Source organism: Fictibacillus enclensis (assembly GCF_001457035.1).
Lineage (GTDB): Bacteria > Bacillota > Bacilli > Bacillales > Fictibacillaceae > Fictibacillus_C > Fictibacillus_C enclensis.
Window position 1 is genome coordinate 448919 of record NZ_KQ758618.1, and the last position, 12328, is coordinate 461246.

A 12328-nucleotide genomic window follows, 5' to 3' on the forward strand; every position below is an offset into this window, starting at 1 on the left:
CTCATCGGCAACTTATCCGAAATAACACGGAGGGTTGCGGATGACAGTGCGAAAATGACGATAAACAATTCCGAATCGGTACGTTAACATCCCCGATTTGGAGCAATAAGGGTTAATAACTACGACTTTCTTGACGGAAATAACGTCTAGGAGGTCGTATTTTTTATGCCGTTAAAGAAACGCGTTAAACGAACGCAAACCAGCAGCGCGGATTATCCGCAATTAACGTTTGAACAGGCGATCGATTTAGTGATTGCCGGAAAGAGAGCGGAAGGGTTACGGGAGAGAACGCTTAAAGACTACGTGAAGTCTTGGGAGTACTTCGTAACATGGATCCGAGTGAATTACGATTATGAAACAGTGGACAAGCTTACAGTCGATGTTTTCCGCAATTACATCAATTATCAAAAGTACGATGCAAAGCGATATGACGGACATAAGTACATTGCATCCGATCAACAGCGTGTTGGACTGTCGGATACTACCATTAATATTAGGCTGCGCGTATTAAAAGCGGTATTTAATTACCTGGAGCGCGAAGAACTGATCGAGGTAAATCCGATTGAGAAAATAAAGTTGTTGCGCCAAGATATGGATTTAACTAATTGCCTATCGGAAGAAGAAATAAAAGCGTTGCTTAGACAACCGGAACAGAAGGATTATGTAGGCTTCCGTGACTTTGTTGGCATGAATCTGTTATTAGACTCAGGGTTGCGCGGTCAGGAGATGTTGAGTTTGCGGACAGGCGATATCGACTTTCAATCAAGATTTATAACTTTAAGCGCGGAAATCAGTAAAAACAGAAAGCCTAGGTTAGTACCTATTTCCGCGCAAGTATCTAAGTTGTTACTGCAGTTGATTTCTGAAAATCGGCAGCACTTTAAAACAGATCGTATTTTCTTATCTTGTTATGGAGAACCATTAGGCCACAATCAGTTTAATAAACGATTAAAGTATTATGGCTTAAAGGCTGATATCGATGCGAAGAAAATGACCTGCCACGTTTACCGCCACACTTGGGCGAAGAATATGATTTTGAATGGGTGCGATCCTTTTACGCTTCAAAAAATGGGAGGATGGAGCGATATTAGGACTATGCGCAGATATATTCAGATGGATACAAAAGACATTCGAAGAAGTCACGACGACTTTTCGCCAGTTATGCGATTGAGAGGACGGAACTAGTGACCAAAAAGAACGCCCGGTGTTAACGCACTGGGCTTTTTTATTTACGCAGAAAACGTAATCCCAACGAGGAAATACGATTTAGTAAACGAGTATAAGGCGCAAACGTCAGTGGTACATTTTAACGGGGGTGATAATTAATATGAAGAAACCGAAAAAACTCGTACCGACTTCGGAGCAAATGCGGAAGATAGCGGATATATTAAAGCCTGAAATACGGGAGCTAATTAAGAAGCGCAAAGCAGATAGAAACAAACGATAGTGGTGCGGCGTCCAACGAAGAGTTTAAGGTAGGGTGTGGCGTCATCGTTACGTTGTAACATATTTATGACCAGGTACTAATAATGCGTAAACGCTTGCGGCTGTAAGGATTATCGCGATGATACAGGTGTAACGCAACGTTACGCTATTTACATACGTTTACGAAATACGGCTACCCACGGCTTCCCATTTCGTCAGCACGAGGCGGCTGGGGCGGACAGCCGTCCGAAACCGGGGGTAGTTACGTTATGTTACCGCCGGCAGCCCCGGTATTATTTATGCAAGAAACGCGGGAAATAATCGAGGGGATAACGGTAGAAACCGCGCCAGATCAATGATGTATAAAACCGTGCATAATTAAGAATAACGGGGATCAACGCAAAGCTAGACGTAGCAAGGGTTTCGAATAATCGTTGGTTCCCGAGAATTAGTATTATGTTAACAAGATTTTGCATGCGAAATGAATAATTGAATAAAATTAAATTATTTAATAAATGATTCTGCGTTCTGCCGGGGTAATAATTTTGTTTACCCCCATGCCACTTCGAATAATTCGCGTTGTTTGATGATTGGAAAATCCGCGCAATTTTTTAAACACACGGGAGAATTTGATGAAATTAAATGTGAGTCTGCGCTTCGTACTATTATATAGGAATAAAAAAAGAGCGCCTCTTGCTATGCTATGGCGCTTTTAAGGAAACTCAATAATCGATATCAAAATTTCTTGCTTGTTCCAAAAGTTGTTTTTTATTATATTTTTCAGTGGTTTGTTTCAAAGTTGGTCTTAACCAAACTTCAAATAAGTTAATTGCTTCATTAATTTTTGGGGTTAATAAATCGTATTTAGAATTTTCTCCAGAGTAATACATCATTTCTCTTAAATCCCTTTTCTTCTTTTCGATTTCCTTCAAATAAAAAGGATCTTTTAGTGATTCTAAATAGTCCCTAATTGATAAATTAAGAACTGTCTTACATTGTCTGAGAGGTCTAATAACATATTGATAATCGGGGCCCCATTCAACTTGGGCTTCCAGGTTTAGTCTTTCAAGTTTTATAAATGCCTCATTTAAACCTTTAAAACGATTTTGATATACATAAACACTTCCTTCATACTTATGCTCGTCTTTTAAGTTGCCAGTCAATGGACCTTGAGTGATGGTCTTGTTTTCAGGGTATTCAAACTGATACACTAGTGGATTGCGCACATCCATAAATGCATCTCTGACTTCATAGACAGCAATTAAAAGTGATTTCGCGATTTCATATCTGGATTTTCCTATAAGCTGTTTTCTCCAGATATTGACCCCCCTATATGCAAGGTACGCTGTACCTAAAGTTGCTAATGCTACTATTTGGTCTGAATTTTCCCCTAGTGCGTGCCAAAAGTTCATAAAGTAATCCTCCTGCATTATGTATGAGAATAAAAAAAGACGCACTAGGGCGCCGGATCTGGTTATTCTCTTTGCTAGACCACTCATTCAGTATTGTTGGACTAGGTTTTTTAAAAACGAGTGTCAGGAAAATAATTGATAGTTCGAATCCTTGAAACATATCCCATAGTGTTTTCATAAGCAACACTCCCATCGTTAGGATATTTTCTGATATGAGATGGTCCGCGAAGGCCTTGGCCCAGCAAAAAGAATAACTTGTATAATATCATTATAACATAATTAGTAAATATTGTCAAGTTTGTATCTTACAATACAGTAGTGATGCTCCAAAAAATTAAGCGCCGCTGCAGCCGCAGTGTGCGCTTTTTTGTCGTCTGTACAACCGTTTAAGCTGTACGTTTGGCGTGCCTTCTCGCCTCAGCTTATGCGTGTGGGACGCTAATAATGCAGGTACCGCGTTAATAAAAATTCTACCCAAAAATACGAGTAAGTAGAGCGATCACTCCACCGGTAATAAGTCCAGCGATAATATGCATGTCTCTGCGCCTCCTAACGTTTGTAGTATAACGTCTGTAGTTTGCGCAAAGGTGATCAGTTTATACGTTATAGTCTCGCCAGAAAGTCGCGTATGTCTATAGCGTGGCGAATAACGATGTAACCGCAAACGGTCGATAAGACGTACTCGAGCGCCTTGGTACGATTTCCTAGCATCCACAAACCACCTCCGAACATTAACGTTCCTACGCAAAGCCAATCGGCTAATTTAATGCCGGTATGATATAAAGTGCCGAATGTATCTGGATCCGCTGCAAAGCCAATAGTGGGTGCGAGTGCGATGTATATGGCTGCGTTAATCAGTATCGGCTTAACTAACGATTTATTGCTTTTCTCCCCATTATCTCCGTTAAGAAAGCCCCGAAAGTTAATCGTTGTTGTTTTCATTTTAACGCCTCCGTTTCGCGATATACCTTTAGCGTATGACTTTAGAAGTTTTACTATTACATAATAAAAAGCACCTCCGACTTTTTGGAGAGTGCTTATTTTTTGTATATAAAAATGTCACTAATTTCTATGTCACGTGTGATACCGCGTTTTGTTTTCATTCCGTTTAGCGAGTCCAAGATTGCAAGTAGAGTTTTAAATTCAACACGTTTTGGTAATCCATTCACCATGTCTTGAATCGTAGCTGGCCTAACTTTCGCATCAACGGCCAAAGCATTTCTGGTGATATCCAGTTCTTCTAAGGTTTTGTCTAAAAGCCATTTTATCTCACTCATTTGGCACCTCCTGGACCAAATATAGCATGCGGATAAATTAAAGTAAAACTTTTTTAGAAATACTATTGACGTATTACTCTAAACGTAATATATTGTTACTACAACCGTAATACATTTTAAGAAAGGGATTGATTATAATGGCGTGGACAGTCTTGAATGGCCCTTTAGATGTAAAGAAAGTAAACATTAATAATGAAGACGAATCTTTCGATGGGTTCGCGGTAGGAGCTAGTACAGCGGTTTATAAAGTATACGGAACGGTGTTTCTTACTCAAGTCAGATGGTTAGATGACAACACGGTCCGCGCAGAAAGTTCCGGTTTGATACTAGAAGAGAACTATAGCAAGAAATTAACGAAAGCCACCGTTAAAATCCTCGTTAATAAGTTAAGCCATTTAAATGGTTGGATACTGTTGACTAAACTTATGGCCCATTCGGTTAACGAGCATGCGAATTTCAACTTACTAAATTTTGAAGGAGTGAGATAACAATGAAAAAAATCGTAATGTTAATCGACCTAGGGAACGAGTACGAAGCAAATGAGGGGCTTTTAATGGACGATGGTAAGCATGGAGTCTTCCACGAATCAAATAAGTTATGTATGGTACGCGTTAGTAAAACGGAGGATCCGGACGTGTACCGTCAAAACGGTGGAAGCATGATAATCGGCGATTTCGAAGGTAACGACTTCGCACCGGCCGTAGCGGGATTTGTTGCGCGAATGAGACGTAAGAGCGCGCTAGACTTTTTCACCGAAACGATTATTCCTGCGGACGAGGATATCACGTTTAATCTTCTCGGTACCAATCGTTGCTCGCGTTAACATGGACGGCAATGATGCGGGCATGTAACGGCGATAGAAACTGTCAGGCGCTTTGGACGGCGACCATAGCGCTGGATATTCTTCCTATAATTACGTATTAAGGTTCGTACGTTCATTCGGGCGCACAACGTATGAGCCCCGGCTAAGACCGGTTATAAAGCGGAAATAGAGCGGCAACTCTTCCCGTTGGATAACCGGCCTGGGATTCCGGTTGACCTGGCATACCTCGGTAAAAGATGCTCGGAAACGGGCGTTTTTTTTTTTGGTACCCTTTTCGTAAAAACTGTATCAGTCTAAAAATCGTATATAACACAAACTGTACTAGTTTCGGTACGACGTCCACAGACGCCCTAGAACGCCCGTAGAGCAATTTTAACGGCTTGGGGCTTTGCGTAGGGGTTAAACACCGCTTAAAAGCCGAATACGACGCCGTAGAGACGGTAAGAACACGTTTAAAAACGGCTGGCGAAACCGTATAAAAACGCCGTACGTGTTTTAAGCGTCCTAGAAGGCCCGTAGAGCGATTTTAGCGTCTGGGGGTTGCCTAGGTATTCATGCGGCTAGAAAAACGCCAGAAGCACGCTTAAAATGCTTGAGAGACACGTGCAAATCGATATGAGACGTCTAGTACGCCGAAATTCGAAAAAATAGCGGTAACCCTAACCGAGATATTCAAAACGATTTAAAACCCCGTGACGGCGCTTCTAGGGGCCTTAAAATCGATTCTAAAGGCAGACAAAGAACTTTAATTACTCAAAGGCATTTTTTAAAGTGCGTAGATGTTTGTTCCGCTTGCGCTACACAAACTTTAGATACCCCTTCGCTTATCCCTTGCCTGCCTCGCGATTTTGTGGCCCCTCTACTCTGTGAAGGGGCGCAAAAATCACAAGTCAGTCAAGTGATTACGCGAAGCCGCCGACGATAAAATAATCAAAAAATGAGCTTAAAATCGGGTCTGGAGCTTTATTTTTAGAGTGTTTTGGTACCCTTTGTCGTAAAAAACATCACTTTTTTAAAAATATTTTTTTAAACTTCGTAAAAAAACTTCTTGACATTTAATCTACAGTATGTTATTTTAAAAGATTTTTAAAGTTCTTTAAGTTCTTTAAAAGATTTAAGATCTTAAAAGATTTAAAACATACCGACTCCCTATGGTCGTCGGCGCATATTTTTAATAAAACCTTTACTACGTTAAAGTAATTTTCGCGAAAATGTATTAAGACATAAAAGAATTATGTGCCAGGAGTGAGGAACGAACGACTGGAAGGTTTGAAGTACTTAAAACATAGCACTCCTAAAGTCGTGCTGACAGAAGTTTATTATCGAGCAGATCGGCGCCGCAACTTTGTACAGGTCACGATTTTAAGACGTGTTTTAACCGCGTAGAGTCAACGCAGGAGCAACGTTTGGGTCTTCCGAGGGGTAAGACAGCCTAGCGCCTTAAACCTCCTAATTTCGCGCGTAGAGACGCCTTGAAAACGAAGGGGTTTCTGTAAGCCGACGAAACGATGCGGTACCATACGTAAAACTAGTACAGTTCGTCTGAGACGATTAGTACAGTTTTTTAAAACGTGACATTTTTACACAATAGCAACGGTTTCCCTTCGCGTGCAGCGATCATCTTTACAAGTACGGGAGTAAATCCGTTTTATAAATTTCTGCTTGGTGGCGCAGAAAAGCTGTCGTCTGGACTACATGCCTGATAGTCCGGGCGGCTTTTTTAATACCGTTATGGTAAGGTTTTTTACCAATTTATTTAAAGGGGGGTGAAGCAAGGTGGAAATTAGCTCAGTCGAATTTCGTAAGATCCGCGAAACATTCCGGATGTCTCAGTCGGTATTCGGGCAAGCACTCGGTATTTCTGCAGCGCAAGTTAATCGTATTGAACGAGACAAACGCAATCTAACCGACCGTGTTAAACGTACATTAATCGATGAATTCGTACTCACTCCGGAAACATTAGCGGAAACACTAGCGATTCACGACAGATATAAAAGACCGAGCTGCGGCTGACACCTTGCTGCATCTCCTAAAGTCGATGCCACATATACATTTTCGAGCGCCTGTTTCGCGGTTAACCCGTTGAAATTGGCGTTTTTAATATGCAAAAAAACGAGGAGGAAATTGAGTATGAAATTAAATGTTAAACATCAAGTCACGCGCAAGTCAGACGGTATTTACGGGTTTTGCGAACTGTCTAATCCAGACGGTGGGGTATTAATGACGTTTGAAAAGACATTTGACCGCGGATCCAATGAAATTTACGCGGCTTATAAGTCGTTCCAGGCGGTTATTCCGACAGCTCGCCGACTGCGTGCGGAGTACTTAGACATCGAAAGCAACAACGCATGTTTTCTAAATGAAATTCGCGGCGATCGTAACGTTAATTCGCGACTATATGAACAAACAATCGACCGGCTTTACACGATTGAAATAGTATCCGTAAAACTGGTCGGCTAAAAATAAAAAATGGAAAAGGGAGAATGGAAAATGAAAAACGAAAAAAAGTGTACAAAATGCGAGCAATTAAAGTCTAAAAAGGAATTTCATAAAGACAAAGCGAGCAAGGACGGTCGTATGAATATTTGCGCTGATTGTCGTGCTATCAGCCGAAAGGAAAACGATTTTCAGTTTAAACAACGATATTACCACATTCGCAACAAAATGAAGACGTTAGGTTGTACGGACACCCTAACTTTTGCGGAATATAGCGAGGTAGCAAAAGCTACTACTTGTACCTATTGCGGCCGTGCACGAGAAGAAGGCGAGATTTTCCACATTGAGCACGTGATGAGTCCTTCGCTAGGTTATCCGAACAGTCGAGCTAATATTGTTCCGAGCTGCGAGGCATGTAATCGTTCCAAGTATAATCAGCCGGTTTTAACGTTTTATGAGCGGTCAGACACGTTTACTCCCGAATTATTCCAGTCGTTCTTAGAGGACTTCGCGGCAAGAAACGGTCATTCACCGGATGAGATGTTAGGGATGCTTTGCACGCATCAAGCTGGGGAAAAAATGATAAAAGAACGTAAACAGGCGCGCAAGGCCTCCAGAAAGGTCGGTGCGTAATGGAAAAGCTCACACTAGAAACTGTTTACGATATCCGTGAATTATTAGTCCGCATAGAAACAAAGCTCGATATTATGAGCGAAAAGCGAGGTGATTGCGATGCCTCGCAAGACTAGGCGGCAAGTAACTGCCGGTGATCCTGTGAACATCCGAAAGAAATTATCAAATAAGCGATTTGGTCGCGCGGTAAGAAGAATCGAGGGGGAGTGCGCTAGTGGCACGAAAGAGCAGCGGAAAAGTGCGTCAATCGAATATGAGTCAACGGCAACAACGGAGACTGGAGAAGAAAAAGAAGAACAGTAATCCACGTAGGGATCGGTTTGATTGGACGTATATAGTAATGAAAAAACTTCGGGAGGCTAGTCAATGAAAAAATCCATTGGCAGACGGTCCTGGGACGAGGGGGAAAACGAATGAAAAAACTGATTATCACGAATATAGAACGGGTGGAAGACACGGAATTTCTGGTCGCCGTACTTTACGGCAAGGACGGATTTATCGCGGACGAAATAATCACGCCGTTCGAAGGCTACGAAAGGGCAGTCGATAAGCTGCTGGAACTAGCAGGCGGAGATACGACGGACGTATGGACGGCTAGTGGACGGATTTTCAAAGAGTGCCTTATGATCGGTGGCCTGGCACCACAAATAAAACATTCCAGCGACGTTAAGGACACGAAAGAACGCTGCGAACGATACTACGACATTTTACTGGATGTACACGAATTAAAGCCACTACGCAAACCCTCCAAAATGAGGGTTATTTTAGTGCGCATTTTTAGAGGAATCACAAAACTAATCGAGGGAGATGGATTTGATTATGATGAAGTTTGATAAATTGGATGCTTATTTTGAGCAAAAAGAAAGCCAACAAAGCAGCTTTGACGCGTTAGTAGAGCGTGAACAAAAGGTACAAGAAGAACTTGTCGCTTTAAAACACAAATATGAAACGCTTTTCACGGAATCCCTAAAAACCGGAGTGGATAAGTCGAAGGAACTCGACAGCCTATCGGTAAAAATCGAGGAGACGGATCGCAGTTATAAAAACCGCCAAAAAGAACGATCCGTTTACACAACGCTAGTACCCCATAAAATTACCGCGGAATCCTTGAAGGCGGACTTTATGCAGTTTAAGAAAGAATTCGAAAAAGCGGAAGTACAACCGAAGCTCGACGCCATCTTAGAAGTGAAAAAGCAATTTACCCGGGCGGTATTCGATTACATCGCGGTACTTGACGCGTACCAAGCGGAGAAAAACGCTGTAGAAGCCGAAATCGGCCGCGACTGGGCGTTCGATATCCTTGGATCCGTCGGCCCGCAAACTACCGCAGAAGTCGAGCGCTATTTCATTACGCCTGATGCCATAAGACAAATTGAACGCGGACATTTACCGGCAGGCGTAACAGAAGACGACATTAGGGGGACGAAATAATGGAAAAGTTTATTAACGAATCAGAACTAGAAGCGCTAAAACTCCAGGCGCGCGGCAATCCTGCGAAAATGGCGGCGTACGCCACCGCAAAACGCGAGTACCAGGCGCAGGTAGACGCGCACTTTACCGAAGAACACCCGTTTAATAACACATTTAGCGAGTCACACCTAGAGTCTTTGCGTAAGTTTGCGGAAGAAAATCCGGAAGATGATTCCGCGCAAGCTCGGTTTATCATTCAGCAAAACCGTTTTGACGCGCAAGAAAAGGCGAAGACAGCGCAAATCGATCGGCGTTTACTGCAGAGCGAACTAAGTAGGAAATTGACGGCCGGAGAAGTAAATAAAACCGACCTTGAACGCGCAGCACTACTCGCAAAGACAAACGGCAATCCGGAGAACAGAGCACTTTACGCGTCAATAAAAAATCAACTAAACAGAGGTAATGAATAGTGGCGACAAATAAGACGGCGAATCTCGGGCTAAACAGTTGGATCGGTTCGGATAGTGTTAAACGGGCGGAAATCAACGAGAACTTCGACAAGCTCGATGCGAAGGCGAAAGAAAATGCGGATAAAATTAACGTCCTAAACAGCCAACAAATTAACGTAAAAGACGCAGCTTACGGCGCAGTAGGTGACGGTATTAACGTAGACTTTCCTGCGATCGATGCGGCTTTGACTGCGACTAACGGAACCATTAAAGAAGTCGTTATACCTGACGGCGTTTATCTAATCAACAACACAATCGTTGTACCACGTAACGTACGGTTGAAACTCGGGCAGAACGCGGTAATCAAGCCGGTTACCGGTGACTTTAACGTCTTCCAGTTAAAACCGCAGTCGAGTATTTCCGGAGGCCAAGTCGACCTTTCGGGCGTCACTTTTACGAAGGCGATTTTCTACTTTGATGCGGACGATGTATTTCAATTTTACGGTCAGTCTCATTATCTCGAAAACATCAATTGCTTGGCGGCTAATCCGGGCAATGGTGCTTTCACAGGGACCGGAATTCTTATGGAAGCCAAAGCGCCAGGATCCGTAGCCATGCCGTTTATTGATAACGTTAAGTGTAATAATCTAACGTTTATCAACTTAGAGAAAGTCATTCACTTGCGAGTGGATTCGGCTTGGGAAGCGGCATACGCGTCCGACAATACCAAGATGGCGTGGGTGAACGCGAACTATTTCCATCAGATCACAGCGCAAAACTTTAAGTACGGAATTTATCTCGAAGGCACCAGTAATGTTCCGCGCGACGTAGCCGGTAACTACTTCCACGGTCAGTTCCAAGCGGAGCCAACTACCGAAGCGGTGTTGTATTGCGAATCAGCTTATAACATTTTCGATATTTTCCTTTGGGACGTTCACAAAATGCCGAAAGACAAACCGGCAATTTGGTTCGGAAGCAAGGCGAAATTCAATCGGGTTATTTCCGCGACAACACTCGAAATGGCGAATAACTGGCGCAATGACAATCCGGGTGGTCAAAACCATATTGATGCGCCAGGTAATTTTACGCAATCGAAAATGTTCGCGAGTGGTCTAAACATGCCATATGCCGCGAATATGTACGGAAATCAAGACGATGCACTTGTACGAGGCAACCTTCGAGGCTACACGATTACGCAAACTAAAGGGCCGGCAGGCGTCGGAAATTTAGCAGATCTTTTAAATCCGGACACGGAGTACGGCGTGACGTGGGACACTTCGACGACTGACTATAACAATCCGATTGTTCTCGAGATAAATATGACGTCTGATCCGGTTTGGTATCTGCAGTATTTCGGCGCGAGTAGCCCGTATTTTCAACTCCCAGAAGGTTTATTGATGGAAGGCTACGACGGCAATACAGCGGAGTGGATATGGCTGCATGAATTCGGTGGCAATAAGTCAAGCGCGGTAAATATTTCGCCGCCTTACTCGGTAGTTGATAAGTGTACGAAATTACGGCTAACTTTTTACGGTTGGGTATTGTCGGCAAAGAACACGCAAAAGAAAGTTACTATTTCCCGTCTTTTCGCAACGTCCGGCAATAAGGGCGGCAATATGTACATGGAAAGATTCGCGAGTAAGCTGGAAATGGTTGACCCTGACGGCGTACCTAGAACGCTTGTAATGGGTGCTAACGGACAGCTAGGCGCAGGTGGGGCGGCATCTAACACGGTGTCCAGTTCATTACCGCCGACACAATCCGGTAAGCCGCAGATGATCGGAAACCAAGACGACGTTCTTGCGAATCTGCCTTCGTGGGCAACATATACCGTTAACTTAGCAAAAGCCGCAGGAGAACACATTAATATGTGGGATATTCGCGCAGAAAACTTCGCTTCTTACAATACGCCTACCGTTGCGTCTCCGTTAATTATCGAAATGGACTTCACAGCAAACCCTCTTTCGTTTGTAGAATCGCTAGGAGTCGCGATGCAATGGGGCGAGTCGGCGAAAAACGTAAAGTTCGAAGTCGTAAAAACGTCAGGCGGTGCGTATTCCGTCGCTAAAGACATCACCGGAAATACGGACGATGTAGTACAGATTGCGTATAGAGCGTCCGCGATTTACAAAATAAAAATTACACTAAGCGAAGTAAATAACACGACGACAAACCGAGTTAAGATCGGACGTATTTTTGCGACAAGTGGCAAGTCGGAAGCTACGGCATTTATACCGCGACATGGCGGTAATATGTACGGCCCATTAGGGATTGCAAAGGTTACAACGCTACCAACAGCGTCTGCAGCCTACCGCGGTCAAATGTTGCGAGTAGAGGGCGGTACTAGTGTAGCGGATAAGATTTACGTGTGTCTGAAATCCGCAACAGAAACGTATTCATGGGTTCAATTCTCAGCAGGAAGTTAAGGCGGGCTTTTGCCCGTCTTTTTATATTTTGAAAAGG

General features: G+C 43.2%; 14 protein-coding genes. 11 read left to right on the forward strand and 3 right to left on the reverse strand.

The window, feature by feature from the left end; translation table 11 throughout:
• Nucleotides 1-165: 165 nt before the first annotated feature.
• Entirely contained in the window at nt 166-1185 is a 1020-nt protein-coding gene (locus AS030_RS12675; RefSeq protein ID WP_061972248.1) for a tyrosine-type recombinase/integrase, read from the forward strand.
• Between the two features lie 962 nt (nt 1186-2147).
• Here AS030_RS12675 and AS030_RS12680 read toward each other — a convergent pair.
• The 3 genes from AS030_RS12680 to AS030_RS12690 form a co-directional block, all read right to left on the reverse strand.
• Nucleotides 2148-2837 (reverse strand): hypothetical protein, encoded by a 690-nt coding sequence (locus tag AS030_RS12680; RefSeq protein WP_061972249.1) that lies wholly within the window; start codon nt 2835-2837, stop codon nt 2148-2150.
• Nucleotides 2838-3440: 603 nt separating this feature from the next.
• Nucleotides 3441-3779, reverse strand: coding sequence for a hypothetical protein (locus AS030_RS12685; protein WP_061972250.1), 339 nt, complete (start codon nt 3777-3779; stop codon nt 3441-3443).
• 95 nt (nt 3780-3874) lie between these two features.
• Nucleotides 3875-4114: a helix-turn-helix domain-containing protein gene (locus tag AS030_RS12690; protein WP_061972251.1), complete on the reverse strand. Its 240-nt coding sequence runs from the start codon at nt 4112-4114 to the stop codon at nt 3875-3877.
• A gap of 137 nt (nt 4115-4251) precedes the next feature.
• On the opposite strand from AS030_RS12690, the gene AS030_RS12695 reads away from it, so the two are divergent.
• The 10 genes from AS030_RS12695 (at nt 4252) to AS030_RS12740 (ending at nt 12291) form a co-directional block, all read left to right on the forward strand.
• Complete coding sequence (locus tag AS030_RS12695; protein WP_061972252.1) at nt 4252-4602, forward strand: hypothetical protein; 351 nt, start codon at nt 4252-4254, stop codon at nt 4600-4602.
• Between the two features lie 2 nt (nt 4603-4604).
• Nucleotides 4605-4937 (forward strand): hypothetical protein, encoded by a 333-nt coding sequence (locus AS030_RS12700; protein ID WP_061972253.1) that lies wholly within the window; start codon nt 4605-4607, stop codon nt 4935-4937.
• A gap of 1776 nt (nt 4938-6713) precedes the next feature.
• A complete protein-coding gene (locus tag AS030_RS24825) occupies nt 6714-6950 on the forward strand; it encodes a helix-turn-helix domain-containing protein (protein ID WP_061972254.1) in 237 nt (78 codons plus the stop codon).
• Nucleotides 6951-7067: 117 nt separating this feature from the next.
• Nucleotides 7068-7397: a hypothetical protein gene (locus AS030_RS12710; protein WP_061972255.1), complete on the forward strand. Its 330-nt coding sequence runs from the start codon at nt 7068-7070 to the stop codon at nt 7395-7397.
• A 30-nt stretch (nt 7398-7427) separates the two neighbouring features.
• Complete coding sequence (locus tag AS030_RS12715) at nt 7428-8006, forward strand: HNH endonuclease (protein WP_061972256.1); 579 nt, start codon at nt 7428-7430, stop codon at nt 8004-8006.
• Nucleotides 8007-8105: 99 nt separating this feature from the next.
• On the forward strand, nt 8106-8309 hold the full coding sequence (locus tag AS030_RS12720; protein WP_061972257.1) for a hypothetical protein: 204 nt from the start codon (nt 8106-8108) through the stop codon (nt 8307-8309).
• Between the two features lie 110 nt (nt 8310-8419).
• Complete coding sequence (locus tag AS030_RS12725) at nt 8420-8839, forward strand: hypothetical protein (RefSeq protein ID WP_061972258.1); 420 nt, start codon at nt 8420-8422, stop codon at nt 8837-8839.
• Entirely contained in the window at nt 8826-9437 is a 612-nt protein-coding gene (locus AS030_RS12730; protein WP_061972259.1) for a hypothetical protein, read from the forward strand. Before AS030_RS12725 ends, AS030_RS12730 begins: the two co-directional genes overlap by 14 nt.
• The gene (locus tag AS030_RS12735; protein ID WP_061972260.1) at nt 9437-9886 is read left to right on the forward strand and encodes a hypothetical protein; all 450 of its coding nucleotides are present in this window, start codon (nt 9437-9439) and stop codon (nt 9884-9886) included. Before AS030_RS12730 ends, AS030_RS12735 begins: the two co-directional genes overlap by 1 nt.
• Nucleotides 9886-12291 carry a glycosyl hydrolase family 28-related protein gene (locus AS030_RS12740; protein ID WP_061972261.1) on the forward strand — a complete coding sequence of 802 codons (2406 nt, stop codon included), beginning with the start codon at nt 9886-9888 and terminating at the stop codon, nt 12289-12291. Before AS030_RS12735 ends, AS030_RS12740 begins: the two co-directional genes overlap by 1 nt.
• The last annotated feature ends 37 nt before the right edge of the window (nt 12292-12328 follow it).

What these genes read in the sequence shown, in the direction of transcription:
- AS030_RS12700 (WP_061972253.1), top strand. Translation starts at nt 4,605, where the DNA reads ATGAAAAAAATCGTAATGTTAATCGACCTAGGGAACGAGTACGAAGCA.
- AS030_RS12675 (WP_061972248.1), top strand. Translation starts at nt 166, where the DNA reads ATGCCGTTAAAGAAACGCGTTAAACGAACGCAAACCAGCAGCGCGGAT.
- AS030_RS12695 (WP_061972252.1), top strand. Translation starts at nt 4,252, where the DNA reads ATGGCGTGGACAGTCTTGAATGGCCCTTTAGATGTAAAGAAAGTAAAC.
- AS030_RS12685 (WP_061972250.1), bottom strand. Translation starts at nt 3,779, where the DNA reads ATGAAAACAACAACGATTAACTTTCGGGGCTTTCTTAACGGAGATAAT.
- AS030_RS12725 (WP_061972258.1), top strand. Translation starts at nt 8,420, where the DNA reads ATGAAAAAACTGATTATCACGAATATAGAACGGGTGGAAGACACGGAA.
- AS030_RS12730 (WP_061972259.1), top strand. Translation starts at nt 8,826, where the DNA reads ATGATGAAGTTTGATAAATTGGATGCTTATTTTGAGCAAAAAGAAAGC.
- AS030_RS12720 (WP_061972257.1), top strand. Translation starts at nt 8,106, where the DNA reads ATGCCTCGCAAGACTAGGCGGCAAGTAACTGCCGGTGATCCTGTGAAC.
- AS030_RS12710 (WP_061972255.1), top strand. Translation starts at nt 7,068, where the DNA reads ATGAAATTAAATGTTAAACATCAAGTCACGCGCAAGTCAGACGGTATT.
- AS030_RS12735 (WP_061972260.1), top strand. Translation starts at nt 9,437, where the DNA reads ATGGAAAAGTTTATTAACGAATCAGAACTAGAAGCGCTAAAACTCCAG.
- AS030_RS12690 (WP_061972251.1), bottom strand. Translation starts at nt 4,114, where the DNA reads ATGAGTGAGATAAAATGGCTTTTAGACAAAACCTTAGAAGAACTGGAT.
- AS030_RS12680 (WP_061972249.1), bottom strand. Translation starts at nt 2,837, where the DNA reads ATGAACTTTTGGCACGCACTAGGGGAAAATTCAGACCAAATAGTAGCA.
- AS030_RS12715 (WP_061972256.1), top strand. Translation starts at nt 7,428, where the DNA reads ATGAAAAACGAAAAAAAGTGTACAAAATGCGAGCAATTAAAGTCTAAA.